General features: G+C 74.4%; 17 protein-coding genes. 13 read left to right on the forward strand and 4 right to left on the reverse strand.

The annotated features are described in order from the left end of the window. Positions 1-92: 92 nt before the first annotated feature. From UW392_RS08705 to UW392_RS08730, 6 genes are all read left to right on the forward strand, one after another. Positions 93-872, forward strand: a complete 780-nt coding sequence (locus UW392_RS08705) for an IclR family transcriptional regulator (RefSeq protein ID WP_320774308.1) — start codon at positions 93-95, stop codon at positions 870-872. A 572-nt stretch (positions 873-1,444) separates the two neighbouring features. After that, positions 1,445-3,163 carry a hypothetical protein gene (locus UW392_RS08710; protein ID WP_320774309.1) on the forward strand — a complete coding sequence of 573 codons (1,719 nt, stop codon included), beginning with the start codon at positions 1,445-1,447 and terminating at the stop codon, positions 3,161-3,163. Beyond that, positions 3,160-3,849, forward strand: a complete 690-nt coding sequence (locus tag UW392_RS08715; RefSeq protein ID WP_320774310.1) for a hypothetical protein — start codon at positions 3,160-3,162, stop codon at positions 3,847-3,849. The genes UW392_RS08710 and UW392_RS08715 overlap by 4 nt, the downstream gene beginning before the upstream one ends. After that, entirely contained in the window at positions 3,846-4,829 is a 984-nt protein-coding gene (locus UW392_RS08720) for a dipeptidase (protein WP_320774311.1), read from the forward strand. The genes UW392_RS08715 and UW392_RS08720 overlap by 4 nt, the downstream gene beginning before the upstream one ends. 187 nt (positions 4,830-5,016) lie before the next feature. Next, on the forward strand, positions 5,017-6,450 hold the full coding sequence (locus tag UW392_RS08725) for an MFS transporter (protein ID WP_320774312.1): 1,434 nt from the start codon (positions 5,017-5,019) through the stop codon (positions 6,448-6,450). A 68-nt stretch (positions 6,451-6,518) separates the two neighbouring features. Then, on the forward strand, positions 6,519-7,256 hold the full coding sequence (locus UW392_RS08730) for a class I SAM-dependent methyltransferase (RefSeq protein ID WP_320774313.1): 738 nt from the start codon (positions 6,519-6,521) through the stop codon (positions 7,254-7,256). A gap of 319 nt (positions 7,257-7,575) precedes the next feature. Here UW392_RS08730 and UW392_RS08735 read toward each other — a convergent pair whose 3' ends face one another. The 3 genes from UW392_RS08735 to UW392_RS08745 all read right to left on the reverse strand — a co-directional run bounded on the left by UW392_RS08735 (position 7,576) and on the right by UW392_RS08745 (position 10,614). Beyond that, on the reverse strand, positions 7,576-8,856 hold the full coding sequence (locus UW392_RS08735) for an MFS transporter (protein ID WP_320774314.1): 1,281 nt from the start codon (positions 8,854-8,856) through the stop codon (positions 7,576-7,578). A 70-nt stretch (positions 8,857-8,926) separates the two neighbouring features. Further along, positions 8,927-9,586 (reverse strand): GntR family transcriptional regulator, encoded by a 660-nt coding sequence (locus UW392_RS08740; RefSeq protein WP_320774315.1) that lies wholly within the window; start codon positions 9,584-9,586, stop codon positions 8,927-8,929. A gap of 95 nt (positions 9,587-9,681) precedes the next feature. Further along, positions 9,682-10,614 carry a LacI family DNA-binding transcriptional regulator gene (locus UW392_RS08745; protein ID WP_320774316.1) on the reverse strand — a complete coding sequence of 311 codons (933 nt, stop codon included), beginning with the start codon at positions 10,612-10,614 and terminating at the stop codon, positions 9,682-9,684. Positions 10,615-10,853: 239 nt separating this feature from the next. On the opposite strand from UW392_RS08745, the gene UW392_RS08750 reads away from it, so the two are divergent. The 5 genes from UW392_RS08750 to UW392_RS08770 all read left to right on the forward strand — a co-directional run bounded on the left by UW392_RS08750 (position 10,854) and on the right by UW392_RS08770 (position 16,105). Then, positions 10,854-12,200 (forward strand): aminomethyl transferase family protein, encoded by a 1,347-nt coding sequence (locus tag UW392_RS08750; protein ID WP_320774317.1) that lies wholly within the window; start codon positions 10,854-10,856, stop codon positions 12,198-12,200. A 132-nt stretch (positions 12,201-12,332) separates the two neighbouring features. Beyond that, positions 12,333-13,205: a methylenetetrahydrofolate reductase gene (locus tag UW392_RS08755; RefSeq protein ID WP_320774318.1), complete on the forward strand. Its 873-nt coding sequence runs from the start codon at positions 12,333-12,335 to the stop codon at positions 13,203-13,205. After that, positions 13,202-14,062 (forward strand): formyltetrahydrofolate deformylase, encoded by an 861-nt coding sequence (gene purU / locus UW392_RS08760; protein WP_320774319.1) that lies wholly within the window; start codon positions 13,202-13,204, stop codon positions 14,060-14,062. Before UW392_RS08755 ends, purU begins: the two co-directional genes overlap by 4 nt. Before the next feature lie 173 nt (positions 14,063-14,235). Next, positions 14,236-15,186, forward strand: a complete 951-nt coding sequence (bla, locus tag UW392_RS08765; RefSeq protein WP_320774320.1) for a class A beta-lactamase — start codon at positions 14,236-14,238, stop codon at positions 15,184-15,186. A gap of 148 nt (positions 15,187-15,334) precedes the next feature. Then, positions 15,335-16,105 carry an SDR family oxidoreductase gene (locus UW392_RS08770; protein WP_320774321.1) on the forward strand — a complete coding sequence of 257 codons (771 nt, stop codon included), beginning with the start codon at positions 15,335-15,337 and terminating at the stop codon, positions 16,103-16,105. A gap of 42 nt (positions 16,106-16,147) precedes the next feature. Here the strand turns inward: UW392_RS08770 and UW392_RS08775 are convergent, their stop codons facing one another. Then, positions 16,148-16,705 carry a 2'-5' RNA ligase family protein gene (locus UW392_RS08775; protein WP_320774322.1) on the reverse strand — a complete coding sequence of 186 codons (558 nt, stop codon included), beginning with the start codon at positions 16,703-16,705 and terminating at the stop codon, positions 16,148-16,150. A gap of 63 nt (positions 16,706-16,768) precedes the next feature. Between UW392_RS08775 and UW392_RS08780 the strand changes: the two genes are divergently transcribed. Then, positions 16,769-17,713: an RNA polymerase sigma-70 factor gene (locus UW392_RS08780; RefSeq protein ID WP_320774323.1), complete on the forward strand. Its 945-nt coding sequence runs from the start codon at positions 16,769-16,771 to the stop codon at positions 17,711-17,713. A 103-nt stretch (positions 17,714-17,816) separates the two neighbouring features. After that, positions 17,817-19,034 carry an NAD(P)/FAD-dependent oxidoreductase gene (locus UW392_RS08785; protein ID WP_320774324.1) on the forward strand — a complete coding sequence of 406 codons (1,218 nt, stop codon included), beginning with the start codon at positions 17,817-17,819 and terminating at the stop codon, positions 19,032-19,034. Positions 19,035-19,125 lie beyond the last annotated feature (91 nt).

Genomic DNA, 19,125 nt, shown 5'->3' on the forward strand with positions numbered 1-19,125 from the left:
GGGGTCCGCTCGGCAAAAAGTAACAGCGATTGTCTTGTGGCACCCCGGGTGTACACCTAGAGTTCCGCCGTCTCGCAGAGAAGGACAGTGTCATGCATATAGTGACAAGCGGCGGCGAGGACTCCTCCCCCCGCTCGACCCGCCCCCTGAGCACCGTGCTGAAGGCACTGGCGCTCCTCGACCACCTCGCCGGCCTCGACGAACCCGTCCGTGTCTCCTCGCTCGCCCGCGAGGTCGGCGCCCCGCGTGCCGAGGTGCACCGGCACCTGGTGACGCTGGAGTCCGGCGGCTGGATGGAACGGCTCCCCGACGGCGCGTACCGGCTGACACTGCGCCCCGCCCACCTGGGGCACACCGCGCTGCGCCAGGCCGGGGTGGGGGAGCGGACCTCACCCCTCCTGGCCGAGGCCGCGCGTGCCGCCGGTGAGGTGGTGAGCATCGCCGTACTGGACAGCGACACGGCCCGGGTCGTGCAGCGCGCCGAACCCGGCCGGGCCCTGCACGCCACGCTGCTCCTGGGCGACCGGCTGCCACTGCACAGCAGTGCCACCGGGCGGCTGCTGTACGCCCTGGCCGACGAGGAGAGCGCCGCCGTGCCGGCCCGGCGGGGGGTCCCGCTGCCGTCGGAGGACGACATCGCGCTCATCCGCGCCACCGGCTGGGCCACCTCGACCGACGACGCCGAGGACGGTGTCGCGGCGCTGGCGGTGCCGCTCTGCCGGGAGGACGGCCGGACCGTCGCCGCGCTCAGCGTCCACGGCCCGCGCGACCGCATCACCTCCGCCGGTGCCCTCGCCGTGCTGCGGCCCCTGACCCACCGCATCGAGCCTCTGCTGCGTCTCGACGGCGCGGCGTTCGGCCTGCGCGCCTGACCGGCCGCGCGGACGGCGCGGCGATCCGCCGCGCACCGGCCGCCACGCCCACGAGGCGTACGGCCGTCGCCACACCGCACGCGGTGTCGCGCACCCGTGCCGCACACCCCCGGCCCACCCGGATGCCGTGGCCCGGCGGTGTGCCGCGCACCGCGTCATGCACGGCGGCGCGGCGCCCGACCCGCGGTACGCACCGGCCGACGCCCTGAACGGTGGCTTTCACCGGTCGCCGCGTTCCTCCGACCGGTGGCGCGACGCCATGTGCCGACACCGAGCCACACAGGCCGACGCCGCATCACACAGGCCGACGTCACACACACAGGCCGACGTCACGACACACAGGCCGGCGCCGCATCACACAGGCCGGCGGCCGGCACCCCGCCACGAGTTGCCCCCCCGCGGCGTCGTGGCTTCCCAGCCCGCGCGCCGCCCCGACTCCCGCGCATCCCGCGCCCGACGACCCCTGCGCACCCCGCGCCCGGCGCCCACGTGGGGCGCTCACCGCCCCATCACCCCGCACCGCCAGGCTCCCCGAGCACCCGAGCACCCGACCCTTCCCCGTGGAAAGGCCCATGACCACACCCACCACCCCCTTCGCCCCGCCCACGCCGAGCCTCGGCCGGTCCCCGGCCCGGTTGCTGCGGCCCGAGCGGCTCGCCCTGCTGCCGCCGACGCGGCTCAGCGCGAGCCGGGCCCTCGTGCACCGCATGACCCGGCAGCGATGGCGTGTCGAGTGCCTGGAATTCGACATCGACGCCGGGTCCAGGGGCCGGGCGCGCTACCGCGTGCACACCCCCTCCGGCCCGTTCGACTTCGTGGCGTTCTCCTTCGCCCCCCGCCTGGAAGGCCGCACCAGCCGCATCGTCGGCACCGACTGGGACATGACCGGCGCCCTCTTCGACGGCACCGCCGACGCGGCCGACCTGGAGCACACCCGCCGCGAACTGCCCAAGCTCTACGCGGGCCGGGCCACCGCCCACACCCTCGTGTGGTGCCGCTCCAACCGCAGCCTGCGCCTGTTCGAGCACGTCGTCGACGCCCTCGCCACCGGCCGGCAGCCCGACGCGCGCCGCCTGTGGGACGTCGGCTACCTGATGCGCAACACCGGTCTCGACGGCAACGGCACCTTCGGCACCCGGTCGTTCGCCGCGCTCCCCGGCAACCACCCGCTGGCCGCGCCCCTGCACGCCCAGATGCTCGCCGCGTACCTGATGCGGGAGTTCGCCGCCGACCTCGCCGAACACCTCGCCCGGCACCGCGGCCCCGACGCGGTCCCCCTGGACGCGGAACTCCGCCGCGGCCTCGGCCTCGGCAACGCCTCCGCGCTCGGCCTGGTCTTCTTCACCGGCAACCACCCCCGGCTCGTCGACCGCTGGCTGGCCCTGCGCGAACAGGCCCTCACCCGGGCGCTGTACGCCCGGCGCGGCGCTCCCCACCTCACCGCGATACGCGACCGCGTCGAACGCACCGTCCGCTTCCACGAACAGGACCCGACCGTCTACGGCGTCTTCGGTTCGCCCACCGGCCTCGGCATCTCCCTGCGCCGCGCCCTGGAGCAACTGGACGCCCTGGCCGAGCCGGCCGCCGACGACGCGCTGCCCCGCCTGTGGACCCGGTGGAACGCCGAACTGGACGAGGCCGCCGTCGAGGCGCTGGCCGGCGTCCTCATCGACAGCGTCCCCGACCTGACCGACCCCCTCGTCGATGAGCAGCGCGTCGACGAGACGCTCACCGCCCGCCCCGAGGAACCCGTCGCCGCGCTCCTCGCCCACCTGGAGGACGCCTACGGCTGGGCGCTCGGCACCGACCTCACCGCACCGGGCGCGCTGCGCCACGTCTGGTACAAGTCGCGCGCCGCCGAGGAGCCGCGCCGCGGCCCCGGAGAAGAGGTGACCGAGGGACTGGACTGGCAGCTCAACCTGCCCCGCGCGCTCCAGGCCCTGGCCCGGGACCTGCGGGCGGCCGACCCCCGCGAGAGCGTGGGCGTCTTCCGCGTGCGCCACCCCGAGCACCGCGACACCGTCACCCGCGTCCAGGGACTCGCCGGCACGGCCCTGCACAGCCCGCACATGAACACCGCCGACGACGCGTTCCTCCCGGTGCACATCGTGCGGTTCCTCAACGCGGCCGTGCACGGCCTGGACAAGACCGCCGACTCGGCCGGACGCAACGTCCTCGGGCTGCTGTTCCACGGCGCCCCCACCCGGCACACCCCGCCCGGCGACCACGGCACCGACTGGGAACTGCCCGCCCGCCCGGCCGCCGCCGCGCACGACGAGGAGCACGCATGACCACTCCCACCCCCGCCTCCGGCCCCACCCCCGCCGACGCCGTACTGGACATCTCCGTACGCGAGCTGCGGCTGATGACCGGCCGCGTCCTGCTCACCACCGCCCTGCCGTCCGGCACGGTCGCCGCGGCCCGCGACCTCGTCGTCACCGCCGAGACCCACGGCCTCGACGGCCTGGCCGGACTCCTCGCCGACCTGCCCGCGCTGCGCGCCGCCCACCACCGGCCCGTACCGGACCCGGACGACCCCCGGGCCTTCCGCATCCCCGCCGGAGCCGGCCGTCCGGCCCTCGCCACCGCCGCCGACCTGCTCGACCTGGCCGTCGCCGGCGCGCTGACCGACGGGGTGGCCAGACTGGCCGCCCCCGGCACCGACTGGGCGGTCCGCGCGCTGGTGCCGCTCGCGGCGCGCCACGGCGTGCTGCTCACCCTCACCCCGGACTCGGTCACCGCCCGCACGGCCCCCGGCGGCCCCGCCACCGGACCCGACGCCGCCGACCTGCGGGCGCTGACCCACGGCGTCCGGGTGCCGGCGGCCCGCTGGCGGCAGGTGGTCGCGGAGGCCGAACTCGCCCTCACCCCCGACAGCCCGCTCTCCCGCACCCACGCCGGGGACTCCGTGTTCGGGCCAGGCGGCGAGATCCTCGCCGAGGCCGGCGAGGACGAACCGGCGGGGGTGGCCTCGTGACGCCGCCGCCGGTCGTCGACGGGCTGCAGTGTGGACCGTACGACCGCGAGGTGTTCGAGCAGCTGCGCGCGGGCGGCGTGCTCTGCGCCACCGCCACCGTGGCCTTCTGGGAGGACGCCGTCGAGACGATGGACGCCCTCGCCGCGTGGCACGACCTGGCGACGGACCACGCCGACCTGGTGCTCCTCGCCCGGGACACCGCCGACATCGGACGGGCCCGCGCCGAGGGCCGGACCGCGATCGTGCTCGGCGCGCAGAACGCCTCCCCGCTCCAGGGCCGGCTCGGCTTCGTCCGCCACTTCCACGCCATGGGGCTGCGGGTGATGCAGCTGACGTACAACAACACCAACGAGCTCGGGGGATCCTGCTACGAGGAGCACGACCCCGGCCTGACCCGCTTCGGGCGCGAAGTCGTCCGCGAGATGAACGCCGCCGGGATGCTGGTGGACCTGTCCCACTCCGGGGAACGCACCCGGCGCGACGCCATCGACCACTCCGCCGTACCCGTGGCCGTCACCCACGCCAACCCCCGCTCCCTGTACGGCCATCCGCGCAACGTCGACGACGCCACCCTGAAGGCGCTGGCCGCCCGCGACGGCGTTCTCGGACTGGCGACGTACCGGTCCATCTCCGGCCGGTACGCCGGGACACTGGACGACTGGTGCGCGATGGTCGCCCGCACCGTCGACCTGATGGGCGTGCGGCACGTCGCCGTCGGCACCGACCTCAGCCCGAAGGCCGGGCCCGCCGAGTTCGCCTGGATGCGCAAGGGCCGCTGGACCCGCGGCGCACAGCGCGGCGCCGACCTGTCCCCGGGGGACGGCGACACCACGGAGTGGCTCACCGACGCCCGCGGCCTAGCCCGCGTCGCGGACCGGCTCACCGGGCGGTTCGGCTTCACCGCCGCGGAGGCGGAGGCCGTCGTCGGCGGCAACTGGCTCCGGCTGTACGGGACGGCTTTCATCCCGTACGGCGGCTGAACCGGGCCCTCAGCGACAGCTGACCCGAGCCCTCAGCGACAGCTCGACCGGGCCCTCAGCGACAGCTCGACCGGGCCGGGCGGCACCGCTGCCACGGACCGCCCGGCCCGCATCCGCCCACCGACGGCCGCCCCGTCCTCCGCGCCGCGGAGACGGGGCCGCCCCCGCACCGAAAGGCCGACGGGCCATGACATCCGAGCAGAGTCAGCAAGGTCCGGGCACCTCAGCCCCGGGCACCACCGCCGTCGCCGACGCCTCCCCGCCCGACACCGCCGCACGGCTCACCGCACGCGTCGACCGGCTCCCCATGACCCGGTTGCAGGGCCGCATCCTCGCCCAGGGCGGCCTCAGCACCACACTGGACGGTCTCGACCTGGGCATCATGTCGTTCCTGCTGCCGCTGATCACCACGGCGTTCGCACTGAGCGGCTCCGAACAGGGACTGATCGCGAGCGCCACCCTCGCGGGCGCGTTCGCCGGCGACCTGGCCCTCGCCCTGGCCGGCAACCGCCTCGGCCGCAAACCCCTGCTGCTGTGGTCCCTCGTCCTCTACAGCGGCTGCACGCTGCTCTCCTCGCTCGCGCCCGACTACACGGTGCTCCTGGTCCTGCGCTTCCTCGCCGGAGTGGGCGTCGGCGTCAACGTCAACATCGTCATCCCCTACCTCGCCGAGTTCGCGCCGAAGAAGGCCCGCGCCGCCTACGTCGGCTCCCTGGCCGGGTTCTTCGGCCTCGGCTACGTCCTGGCCGCGCTCATCGGCACGTTCGTCGTGGCCCGCGTCGACCACGGCTGGCGGTGGGGCCTGGTGCTGGTCGGGCTGCCCGTCGTCCTCGCCCTGTGGTGGCGCCGCAGTCTGCCGGAGTCCCCGAGGTACCTGCTGCTCAAGGGACGCGACGCGGAGGCCGAGGCGGTCGTCGCCGAACTGGAGGAACAGGTGCGGCGACGCACCGGACGGCCCCTGCCCGACCCCGAACCCTCCCCGGCGGCCGACCGCGCCACCGATCTGAGCGCGGCACGGCAGTTCGCCGCCCTCTGGCAGGGCCCGTACATCCGGCAGACCGTCGTCACCTGGACCATGTTCTTCATCGCCAGCTTCGCCTACTACGGCTTCCTGACGTTCCTGCCGAGCATGCTCCTGGACCGCGGCATGAGCATCACCGACAGCTTCGGCTACGCGCTGCTGGTGGAGATCGCCCAGGTCGCCGGCTACTACCCGGCGGCGTGGCTCGCCGACCGCACCGACCGCAAATGGTCCATCGTCACCTGCCTCGCCGCCTCCACCGTCTGCGCCTACCTGGTGTCTCAGGCCGGCGGCGACACGGCGGTCCTCGTCCTCAGCATCCTGCTGGGCTTCTTCCTCAACGGCCTGTACGCCCCGCTGTACACCTACCTCCCGGAGGTCTACCCGACCGCACTGCGCTCGATGGCCGCCGCGACCTCCGATGCGTTCAGCCGCGTCGGCGGCATCACCGCACCCATGATCATCGGCACTATGTACGCCTCGCTGCGGTTCACCGGTGTCTTCACGCTGATCTGCGTGGTCCTCGCCGCGGGCTGCGTGGTGACCCTCGCCCTGTCGACCTCCACCAAGGGCCGGTCCCTCGAAGCGCTCTCCGGATGACCCGCACACCGGGGACGGCGACGGAAAACGGGGTGCGCCGCCGTCCCCGGTGCTGCCAGGCTGCGCCGGTGAACCGCGAACAGATCTCCGCCCTCGCCCACACCGGACACCCGGTCAAGGCCCCGCTCGACGACGACTCCGTACACCGGCTCCTGGACCGCGCCGTCCGGCGCGGGGACGCGCGCGTGCTCGACCTCGGCTGCGGCACTGCCGAATGGCTTCTGCGGGCCCTGGCCGACCACCCGGACCTGCGCGCCGAGGGCGTCGACACCTCCGCGGACTCCCTGGCGCGGGCCCGCCGCGAGGCCGACGCGCGCGGCGTCGGCGACCGCCTCGTCCTGCACCACGCGGACGCCGCGGAGTTCACCGCGTCGCGGCCGTTCGACGTGGTGCTCAGCGTCGGCGCCACCCATGCCTTCGGCGGACTGCTCCCCACCCTCGCCGCGGCCCGCGGCCACCTCGCCCCCGACGGCACCGTCCTGATCGGCGAGGGCTTCTGGGAGAACGCGCCCACCGCCGAGGCCGTCGCGCTCCTCGGCGACCTCACCGATCTCGCGACCACCGTGGACCGCGTGGCCGCCGACGGCTGGACCCCCGTCCACGGCCATGTCAGCACCTGGGCCGAACGGGACGCCTACGAATGGTCGTTGTGGGGCGCGCTGGCCGAATGGGCCCTGGACCGCCCCGACGGACCCGACAGCGCGGAAGCACTGCGGACGGCCGCCGACCGCCGCGCCGAGTGGCTCACCACCTACCGGGACGCCTTCGGCTTCCTCACCCTCGTACTGCGCCGCACCCCGCGCTGACGCCCTCCGCCCCGTCCGCCCGCGGAAATCACGCCGCCCGGAACGCGACATGGCCGGACGGCCGTCTGGAGCCGGGCGCACGGACGGTCTAAGGTGGTCGGGCGCGACAGTGGCCCCCTGCCCCCGGGTCCGGAGAGACCCTTGAACCAGCAGGGAAACCGGCGTCCCGACTCCGCGAACGGTCCTGCGGGACCCGGTCCCTCGATCTCCCGGCCCGTTCGAGTGGGGCGTAACTTCCGCACGCCCCGGGTGCCGTGAGGTCGATCCCGCGTGCGGTGCCCGCGTCGGGACGCGAGCACCCCGCGCAGGGCGGCCGTCGCTAACGCCGACCGCTGGCGTCGGCCGCCCTATCACCTGCCCCGAGCCCGCCCCGCACCGTCCGCGCGACCGGCGGCACGGCCGCCGCCGCACCGCGCACCACCAGAACGAGACAGCACAGCGCCACCACCGCCACGGCGGACAGCATCACCGGGTACGACAGCCACTCCGAGAACAGCGCCAGCACGGTCGGCAGCAGGAAACCCGAGTAGGCGAGCGCGTAGTACAGGCCCGTCAGACCCGCCAGATCCTCCGCGTCCGCCATCCGCTGCACCTCGAGCAGCCCGGAGACCACCGCGATGCCGTAGGCCGCGCCCAGGGTGACGGCCGCCGCCACGGCCAGCCACGGGGAACGCGCCACCGCGTTCAGCGCGCACAGCACGGTACCGAGCAGCATCAGCGCCATCGCCACGACACCGGCACGCCCCTTGCCGCCGCCCGCCCGCCGCAACCGCGCCGCCAGGGGCTGCACGGCCGCGCCGGTGCCCAGGGTCAGCACCGTCAGCGCCGTCGCGTAGGCCAGACCCCAGTGGCCGACCCGCGTCCGCACCAGCTGCGGCATCACCGCGTACGCCAGCCCTGCCGCGCCGAACACCCAGGGCGCCATCGGCAGCACCACCAGCCGGAAGCGGCGCCGCGCCGGAGCGGGGACCCGCAGGTCGGCCAGCAGCCCCCGCAGCAGCCCCCGCTCCGGGGCGCCCGCCGCCGCGTCGGCCACCCGGGTCTCCGGCACCCGCAGCAGCAGCACCGGTACGGCCACGGTGATCAGGACGTGCACGATGTACGGCGTCACCATGGGCCACGGTCCCCACTGCGCCAGCGCGCCCGCCACCCCCGCGCCCAGGGCGAAGCCCGCCGTCTGGCAGAGCGCGGCCCGGCGCGCGGCGAGCCCCGGGCCGGCGCCGGTGGACAGTTCCTTCACCCAGGAGCTGCCCACCGACATGGCGACGCCGACCGCGATCCCCGTCAGCAGCCGGCCCGCGTAGATCGGCCAGGCGCCGTCGGTGCCGAAGCACAGCACCACACTGGCGAGCGCGGAGGCGACGGTGCCCAGCAGCAGCACCGGCCGGCGGCCCCGCCGGTCCGACAGCGGGCCGCCGAGCAGCAGACCGGGCACCAGACCGACGACGTAGGCCCCGAGGAACGCGTCGACGCTGAGCGCCGAATAGCCGCCTTGGTCGCGGTACATGAGCAGCAGCGGGGTGAACTGGTTGCCGCCCCAGCCGCAGACGAACATCGCGGCGGCGACGGGCCGCCACGCGCCCCTGGGTGTCTCTCGCATGGTGAAGGTGGTTCCTCGTGCGTCGTGCGTCGTGCCTTGTGCTCTGTGCCCTGTGCGTCGTGCCTCGTGTTCAGCCGGCGTCGTGCCGTCCCGGCGCGCCGTGGGTGGCGGCCAGGTGCGCGCGCAGCGCGGCGTCGAACGACTCCGGCCGTCCGGCCGTCAGATGGGCCAGCAGCGTCTCGTGCTCGTCGGCCAGCACGGCCAGCCGCTGCGGCCGGGGCCACAGCGCGGAGACGCTCATCCGGCGCTGCCGGTCACCGAGGGTGGCGTAGAAACGGCCGGCGAGCCGGTTGCCCGACGCCTCGACGATGCCCCGGTGGAACGCCTCGTCCACCGCGGCGAACCCGTCCACGTCCGCGGTCCGCGCGAGGGCGCGCTGCCGGTCGATCAGCTCCCGCAGACGGTGCTCGGCGTCGGTGCCGAGGCCGTCGCGGGCGATGCGCTGCGCGGCGGACAGCTCCAGTGCCTGCCGCAGCTCCAGTACGTCCGCTGCCTCCCCGGCGGGCACCGGCACCACCACGGCACCGCGCTTGGGGTGCAGGGCCAGCAGCTCCTCGGCCTGGAGGCGCAGGAACGCCTCGCGGACCGGTGTCCGGCTGACCCGGACCCGCTCGGCGATCTCGCCCTCACTGATCAGTGAACCGGCGACCAGCTCCCCGCTGAGGATGAGTTCCTTGGTCACCGCGTACGCCGTCTGGGCGGCCGACACGCGCCCTGCTCCCTCGGTCATGGACCGACCCTAACACCTATGCATACATCCTTGTATCTATGGTTGCGTGGCAGGCGGGGAAGGGGGGAGCGAGGGGGAAGCCAGGGCTCGTGCCCTCAGACCGAGCCGCGGACCACGACCCGCGCCGACGGCGGGCGCAGCCCCTCCGTGCCGAGGTCCAGGGCGAGCCGCGCGCTGAGCCGGCCGTGCGCCTCCGCGTCGATGGCGACGGTGGTGAGCGGCGGTGTGACATGGACGCCGTAGCCGTTGTCGTCGAAGCCGATCACGGCGACGTCCTCGGGGACCCGGCGGCCGAGGCCGCGCAGCGCGGTCAGGACGCGCAGGGCGACGTCGTCGCTGAACCCGGCGATCGCGGTCACCTCCGGCACCCCGGCCAGCAGTGCCCCGACGGCCCGCGCGCAGTCGGCCGGGTCCTGCGGGACGGCGAAGGACTCCGGTACGGGAACGCCCAGTTCCCGCGCGGCCTGTCCGGTGAAGGTCAGCCGGGCCTCGGCCAGCGGCGACCCCGGGTCCGGCAGCCCCACGGCGACCCGGGTGTGGCCGTGCTCCGCCAAGTGCCGCAGTTGCAGCGCCGTGTGGGCGGCGAGGCCGTCCCGCCAGCCGCCGCCCATGTCGTCGAGTCCGCGGCCGGTCAGATACGCCTCGCCGAAGCGGATCACCGCGCGCGGGGCGATGGCGTCGAGCACCTGCTGGGTGGATTGCGGGGTGTCATGGCCGTAGCGGACGAGCAACACGTGGTCGTGCGCGGCCAGTTCGGTGTCGAGGCCGCGGACGTAGCTGCGGGAGTACCGGCCCTCCAGCTCCGCGTCGATGTTCAGGACGACGACCCGCGACGTCCCCTCGCGCAGGGCGCGGGCGACACCGTGCGGCACGTACCCGAGGTCGCGGGCGGCCTGCTTCACCCGGTCGCGGGTGGCTGCCGAGATGGACTGGCGGGGGTCGTCGTTGAGGACGAAGCTCACGGTCGCGCGGGACACGCCGCTGGCCGCCGCCACGTCCTTGAGCGTGACTCTTCCGGAACTGCCCATCACCCCTGCTCCGATGCGGTCGGCGCACCACGCTTCCTGTAGGGCGGCGCTCAGCCGTCATTGTAGGGAGACCCCGGGTCGCCCGGCGGGAAAGCTCCGGTCGGCACTCGCCTGCGGGGAGCGCGCTCTGCTAGCGTGCGCTAAATCGTTCTAGCTCTCCCGAGGGACAGTGTGGACGGTTGCTAGATCGATTTAGTAACCGTCGGTCACTGTCCCCCGGAAGCTCGGAGAGGAGCCGTATGACCAGCCCCAGCCTTCAGGACGGCATCGACCGGGCCGGATCGCCCGTCGGCCTGCTCTGGCAGCCGGGCGCGGAGCCCTGGACGCCGGAGGTCGTGGACCGCGAGTTCGCCGGCTGGCGTGCCGAGCAGCGTGCCTGGCACGAGGGGGTCGCGCTGCTCGACCTCTCGCACCACATGTACGACCTCTGGATCGAGGGCCCGGACGCCACCCGCGTCCTCGCGGAGTACGGCGCCAACAACTTCGAGAAGTTCGCCGTCGGCCAGGCCAAGCAGTACGTCCCGGTGACCCGGCACGGCCACATCGTCACCGACGGCATCCTCGCCCGCGAGGCCGAGCACGCCTATGTGCTCAGCGGCGTCCCCGCCGCCCAGCACTGGGTGCGGTACCACGCCGAGCGGGAGGGGTACGACGTCTCCTTCGCCACCGACCCGTCCTCCGCGTTCCGCCCCGGCGGCGCCGACCCGACACTGTTCAGGTACCAGATACAGGGCCCCCTGGCACTGGAGCTGATCGCACGGGTCCTCGGCGGACCGGTCCCTGAGACCAAGTTCTTCCACTCCACGCCGGTCACCCTGGACGGCCGCCCGGTCAGGGCGCTCCGGCACGGCATGGCGGGACAGGCCGGCTACGAGTTCATCGGCCCCTGGGAGCACGCCGCGTACGTGCACGAGGCGTTCCTGAAGGCCGGTGAACCGTTCGGCCTGGTCCGGGTCGGCGCCCTCGCGTACGCGACGCCGAGCGTGGAGAGCGGCTGGATACCCTCACCGGTCCCCGGCATCTACTCCGACCCCGACCTGGCCGCCTACCGCCGGTGGCTCCCGCTCTTCGGCATCGAGGGCAGACGCCCGCTCCACGGCAGCTACTACTCCCCGGACATCGAGGACTACTACGTCTCCCCGTACGAACTCGGCTACGGCAAGATGATCCACTTCGGCCACGACTTCCACGGCCGGGACGCCCTGCTCGCCGCGGCCGGGGACACGGGCCTGCGCACGAAGGTGACCCTCGTCCTCGACCCCGACGACGTGCGCCGCGTCCTGGGCGGCGGCGCGGACCCGGGGTTCGTCCTCAGCTACGCGCGGCACCGGGTGGAGACCCCGGCGGGCCTCGCCGGGGTCACCATGCAGAGCGCGTCCATCGACCCGGTCGGCACCGTCCTCGCCCAGGCGCTGATCGACCCGGCGTACGCCGCTCCCGGCACCGAGGTCACCGTGGTCTGGGGCGAACACCCCGGCCCCGGTACCGACCCCGACGCCGACCTGGGCTTTCCCCGCATCCGCGGCACCGTCCGGCCGAGCCCCTTCGACCGGCACGCCCGCACCGCGTACCGCCGCGACGCCTGACACCACCGTGCCCCGCCCACGACCGCTGAACCTCCGGTCATCCGGTCCTCCGGTCTTCGGTCATCCGGTCATCCGGTCTTCGGTCCTCTTCCCGACCCTGAACTCTTTCTCGGCCCTTCGACGAGGAGCACGATGAATCCTCTCGGCACAGCCCCGGCGGCGGTCGGCACGCCACCGCTGGCGGACTTCTCCCTGGAGATGACCGGCAAGGACGTACCCGCGCTGGCGGACGTGGCCGGCACCGTCCCGCCGGGCACCCGCGTCAACGTCACCTTCCTCGGCACCGAGGACCTCGCGACACGGCTCGCCGCGGCCCGCGCGGTGAAACGGCTCGGCTTCGTGCCGGTGCCGCACATCTCCGCCCGCCGCCTCGCCTCCCGCGCGGAGTTCGAACGGTTCCTCGCCGCGCTGCGCGCCGACGGCACCGGCGACGAGGTCCTCACCGTCGGCGGCGACCCCGCCCGGCCCGAGGGTCCCTACGCCGACTCCCTGGCCTTGATCGAGTCCGGACTGCTCCAGCGCTACGGCGTGCGGCGCGTCGGGATCAGCGGCTACCCCGAGGGTCACCCGGCCATCGACGAGGACGTGCTGTGGTCGGCGCTGCGCGACAAGAGCGCGGCGCTGGCGGCAGGCGGGCTGGAGGGCGGGATCGTCACCCAGTTCGGCTTCGACGTCGACCCCGTGCTCGCCTGGATCGAGCGGCTGCGCGGCGACGGCACCACCCTGCCCGTGCGCATAGGTGTCCCGGGCCCGGCGGGGGCGCGGCGGCTGCTGTCCTACGCCGCCCGGTTCGGCGTCGGTACCAGCGCCTCGATCGTCAGGAAGTACGGCCTGTCCCTGACCAACCTGATGGGCACGGCCGGTCCCGACCGCTTCCTGCGCGCCCTGGCCGAGGGGTACGACCCGGGACGGCACGGCGACGTGAAGATCCACTTCTATACGTTCGGCGGGCTGAAGGCCACCTCCGAGTGGATCGCCCGGGTCGGGAAGGAGACGTGCGCGTGAGCGCCACCCGGGCCTCGCTGCTCGTCCAGGGGGCCGACGCCACCGGCATCGTCGCGGCGGTGACCGGCGTCCTCGGCCGGCACGGGGCCAACATCGTCTCCCTCGACCAGTACTCCGACGATCCGCGGGGCGGTGCCTTCTTCCAGCGCACCGTCTTCGGCCTCGACGGTCTCGCGGCCGTCCGCCCCGCGCTCACCGCCGACCTCGACGAGGAACTGGTGAAGCGGTACGGCCTCACCTGGACCCTGCGCGACCTCTCCGTGCCCAAGCGTGTGGCGATCTTCGCGTCCCGGTCCGACCACTGCCTGCTCGACCTGCTCTGGCGCCACCGCCGGGGCCAACTGCCCGTCACCGTCGCCATGGTGATCTCCAACCACCCCGACACCGCCGAGGAGGTGCGCGGCTTCGGCATCCCCTTCTTCCACGTCCCGTCCGCGGGCCCGGACAAGTCGGCCGCGGAGGCCGAACACCTCAAGCTGCTCAAGGACAACGTCGACTTCGTCGTCCTCGCCCGCTACATGCAGATCCTCTCCGGCGACTTCATCGAGAGGGTCGGTGTGCCGATCATCAACATCCACCACTCCTTCCTGCCCGCCTTCGTCGGCGCCGGCCCCTACGCCAAGGCCAAGGAGCGCGGTGTGAAACTGGTCGGCGCCACCGCGCACTACGTCACCGAGGAACTGGACGAGGGGCCCATCATCGAGCAGGACGTCGTCCGGGTCTCGCACGCCGACACCGCCGCGGACCTGGCCCGGCGGGGCGCCGACGTCGAACGTGCCGTGCTCTCCCGCGCGGTGCTCTGGCACGCGGAGGACCGGGTCGTCCGCGACGGCAGGCAGACGATCGTGTTCGCCTGAGCCCGAGCCCGAGCCCGAGCCCTCCCCAGGGCAGGGGCTCGGGGCAGAGGCTCGGACCGGGACCGGTTCTCACCACCGAGCCTCACCCTGAAGTTGAGATCGAGGGTCGGACCGTGTCCGACGCGCGGGGCGCCGTCTTTGCCCGCGTGGTCACCCCTGGCAGGCTCGCCCTCATGCGTGAACCGTTCCGCCTGTCCGGTCCTGCCACCCCCACGAGGCGGACGGCGTCGCTCGCGGCGCCGGTCCTGCTCCTGACCAGCCTGCTCGCGGGCTGCGCCGACGCCGCCGGCAGACCGGCCGCCCCGACCGCCCCGGCCGTCACCGCCACCACGGCGGCACGGGCCACCGACCACTCCCTCGCCGCGGTGGAGCGGCGGTACGACGACGCCCGGCTCGGCGTGTACGCGCTGGACACGGGCACCGGCCGCACGGTCACGTACCGGGCGGACGAACGGTTCGCGCACTGCTCCACGTTCAAGGCACTCACCGCCGGCGTGCTGCTGCGCAGTGCCACGGACGAGCGGCTCGACGAGGTCGTCCACTACGGGCCTGAAGACCTCCTGGAGCACGCGCCGGTCACCTCCCGACACGTCGGCACCGGCATGCGGCTGAGCGCCCTCGTGGACGCCTCGATCCGCTACAGCGACAACACGGCCGCCAACCTGATCACGGAGGAACTCGGCGGCCCCGCGAAGGTCGAGGCGGCCCTGCGCGACCTCGGTGACACCACCACCCGTATCGACCGCGTCGAACCGGACCTCAACGAGGCCGTGCCCGGTGACGAACGGGACACCAGCACCCCGCGCGCGCTCGCCACCGACCTGCGCCACCTCCTCCTCGGGGGCTGGCTCCCGGCGGACCGGCGCGAGACGCTGCGCGACCTGATGGCCCGCAACACGACCGGTGACCCGTACGTCAGGGCCGGGGTGCCGAAGGGCTGGAAGGTCGAGGACAAGACCGGGGCCGGCGGCTACGGCACGCGCAACGACATCGCCGTCGTGCGCCCGCCCGGCGGCTCCCCGATCGTCATCGCCGTGCTGTCCGACCGCGGCGCCGAGGACGCCCCGTCCGACGACGCGCTGATCGCGGACGCCACGGAGGCGGTCGTCGCCGCGCTCCGCTGAGGACGCCGCGTCCGGCCCCGTCCGTTCTGGACTTGCCGGTCCAATTTCCGCTGAGCAGAGTGGCTCCCGCGGCCCAGGCGCTGGGCCGTTGTCCGACAGGGCGGCCGGATGGTCCGGCCGCCCGGCAGGCGAAGGGGAAGGCCACGGCATGAGTGAGCGACTGCGGAACAGGACGGCGCTGGTCACGGGGTCGACCAGCAACATCGGGCGGGCCATCGCCGAGGCGTTCGCCGCCGAAGGGGCGCACGTCCTCGTCTCGGGGCGGGACGCGGAGCGCGGCGCGCGGGTCGTGGAGGGCATCCGGGCCGTCGGCGGGCGGGCCGACTTCGTGGCCGCCGACCTCGACGGCAGCGCGGCGGCCTCCCGCGATCTCGCCGAGCGCGCGCGGGAGACGCTGGGCGGCAGGATCGACATCCTGGTCAACAACGCCGGGATCTACCCGGCGGCCCCCACCGCCGGCACCGACGAGCGGACCTTCGACCGGGTCTACGCGGTGAACGTCAAGGCGCCCTTCTTCCTCACCGCCGCCGTCGCGCCCGCGATGGCCGCGGCGGGCGGCGGGACGATCGTCAACCTCGGGTCGTGGGTGGCCCGGCTCGCCACCCCGCTCGGTGCGCTGTATGCCTCCAGCAAGGGGGCGATGGAGACGCTGACGCGGGGCTGGGCCGCCGAGTTCGGCCCGCTGGGCGTACGGGTCAACGCCATCTCGCCCGGCGTGATCCTCCCGCCGACGCCGGAGGGCGCCGAGCCGCACCCGGGGCTGGTCATGATGAAGGGCACACCGGCCGGCGGCGTCGGCACCCCGGACGCCGTCGCGCACGCCGCGGTCTGGCTGGCGAGCGATGAGGCCGCGTTCGTCCACGGCACCGTGGTGGACGTCGACGGCGGCCGGGCGGGCGTGGCCGTGATCGCCGCCTGACCGCCCCGGTACGCGAGCCACGCCGGGAGCGCTCCGAGCCGGTCACACGCCGTCGACGCGCTCGGTCGTGCGGTCCGCCGAGTCGTACGCGCGGGCGGCGGTCCACCGGCCGGCCAGGACGCCGTCCGGCGCGGCGGAGTCCCGGAACAGGGCATCGTGCAGGACCTCGTCGGAGTCGGGCCAGGCGGCGCCCCGGCCGCGGCCCAGCGTGACGTGCGGGGCCCAGCGGTCGGGGGCGAGCAGCGGGTTCGGCGGTCCGTCCGGGTCGCTCGCGGTGCCGCGCAGGGTCCGCCAGACCGTCTCCTGGAGGCGGAGGAGCGCGTCGTCGGGCCGGACGCGCCAGGCCAGTACGCGCGTACGGCCGGTGAACCGCACCGTGCCGTCCAGGCGCAGGGGGAGGGGCAGCACCGCCAGCGCGCGGCGCAGACCGTCGCGGGTCTCCGGCGGCAGCGTCGCGGCCGTGCCGAGCGTGAGGTGCGGACGGTTGGTCGGGTGACGGTGCGCGGCCTGGCTCGGCAGGCCCGCCGCGCGCAGCCGGCGCCACACCTCCACGACGGCCCGCTCGGTCACCGGGTCGGGCAGAAGCTCCACGCTGTGCACCCCGTGAGCGTACGGCCGCCCCGGCCCCGGCGCGCGCGGGCGACAGGGCCTAAAATCCTCGGCATGCCGCTGACCCCCGAGGACGTGGAACGGTTCGAGAGCGCCAGGCCGCGTCTGGAAGCCCTCGCCTACCGCCTCCTCGGCTCCGTGGGCGAGGCCGAGGACGCCGTGCAGGAGACGTTCCTGCGCTGGCAGGGCGCCGACGTCGAGGCCGTCCGTGTCCCCGAGGCGTGGCTGACGAAGGTGCTCACCAACCTGTGCCTCAACCAGCTCACCTCGGCCCGCGCCCGCCGCGAGACCTACGTCGGCGAGTGGCTGCCCGAACCGCTGCTCGCCGGTGATCCGATGCTCGGCCCGGCCGACACCGCCGTACAGCGCGAGTCGGTCTCGTACGCGGTCCTCACCCTGATGGAGCGGCTGACCCCGCACGAGCGGGCCGTGTACGTGCTGCGGGAGGCATTCGGCTACCCGCACCGGGAGATCGCCGGCATCGTCGGCCTCAGCGAGGCGGCCAGCCAGCAGATCCTGCACCGCGCCAAGCGGCACCTCGACGCGGGCCGGCCCCGCCGGGAGATCGACGCCGCGGCCGCCCGGCGGGTCGTCGAGGAGTTCCTGGCGGCCGCGACCAGCGGACGGACCGAACTGCTCGTGGAACTGCTCACCACCGACGCCGTCGCGATCGGCGACGGCGGCGGGCAGGTACCGGCCCGCACCAAGGCGTTCGAGGGTGCCACGGCCGTCGCGCGGTTCATGCGCGGGCTGTTCAAGCCCGCCGCGGCCAAGCGCAACCTGGTCGGCGGTTCGCCCGAGGTGTACCTCACGAGCGCCAACGGGGGCCCGGCCGTCGTCGCGGTCGTCGAGGGCCGGGTCGTCGGCGTCATGTGCCTGGAGATCACCGACGAGGGCATCGCGGCGTTCCGCAACCAGGTCAACCCCGACAAGCTCCGGCGCGCGACCGGCACGTGGGCGGCCGGCGACCACGGAAAGCCGCTGTTCCACGCGTTCTGACCGCGGACGACGGGGCATGTGATCCAGTTCACAGGCGAACCCTGTCAGGAAGGCGTGGGCCGCCCGGTTCAGGTGGTGCAACCGCGCAGACAGGAGCAGCAGCATGCAGCACCGCATCATCGTCCTCGGCGCCGGATACACCGGAGCCACCGTCGCCGGCCGCCTCGCCAGGCGGCTGCGCTCCGACGAGGTCGCCGTCACCCTCGTCAACGCCGAACCCGACTTCGTGGAACGCGTCCGCATGCACCAGCTCGTGGTGGGCCGGGACCTGCGGCCCCGGCCCCTCGACGCGATGTTCGCCGGCACCGGGGTCGCGCTGCGGATCGCCCGCGTCACCGGCGTCGACACCGACCGCGGGACGGTCGCCGTCACCGACGCCGACGGCCGTTCGGAGGAGCTGGAGTACGACACCCTCGTGTACGCGCTCGGCAGCGGCCGGGACGACCACGCCGTCCCCGGTGTCGCCGAGCACGCCCACGACATCGCGAGCCGCCCCGGAGCGCTCCGGCTGCGGGAGCGACTGGCCGGACTCGCCGCCGGGCGGCCCGTGGTCGTCGTCGGCGGCGGCCTCACCGGCGTCGAGGCCGTCACCGAGATCGCCGAGGCCCGCCCGGACCTGGACGTCACCCTCGCCGTGCGCGGCGGACTCGGCGACCGGCTCTCGGACCGGGGCCGCCGGCACCTGCGCGCGGTGTTCGACGGGCTCGGCATCACCGTGCGCGAACACACCGCCGTCACACGCGTCGAGGCCGGCCGCGTCCGCACCGGCGACGGCGAGGACCTCCCCGCCGACGTCACCGTGTGGACGGCCGGCTTCGCGGTCCACCCGATCGCGCGGGCCACCACCCTGGAGGTCGGCGAGAGCGGACAGATCGTCGTCGACCGGACCATGCGGTCGGTGTCGCACCCCGACGTGTACGCCGTCGGCGACGCCGCCCTCGCGACCGGCCCCGGCGACAAGCCGCTGCGCATGTCGTGTGCCTCCGGAACACCCGCCGCGTGGCAGACGGCCGACGCCATCGCCGCGCGCCTGACCGGCGGGAAGCTGCCCGACATCCCGATCCGCTACTTCAACCAGTGCGTGTCCCTCGGCCGCGCGCAGGGCCTCATCCAGTACGTCACCGCCGACGACCGCTCGGTCGGCGCGGCGCTGACCGGCCGGTTCGCCGCCCTCTACAAGGAACTGGTCTGCAAGGGCGCGGCCTGGAGCGTCGCCCACCCGACCCTGGGCGTGCCGGTGCGCCGCCGCCGGCTGCTGCCCGGGAACATCCGCGAGGACGGGGCGGGCGAGCCGGTCGGCACGGTCGAGGCGTCGGCCTGACGCGAGAAGACGGGGCCCTGTCGTTCTGTGAGCGTTTCATTGCGTTCTCGTGGCAGGGGTGCCGGAAGGGGCGGCGGGCGGGGCAGGGTGT

The sequence above is a fragment of the Streptomyces sp. CRN 30 genome (assembly GCF_034105845.1).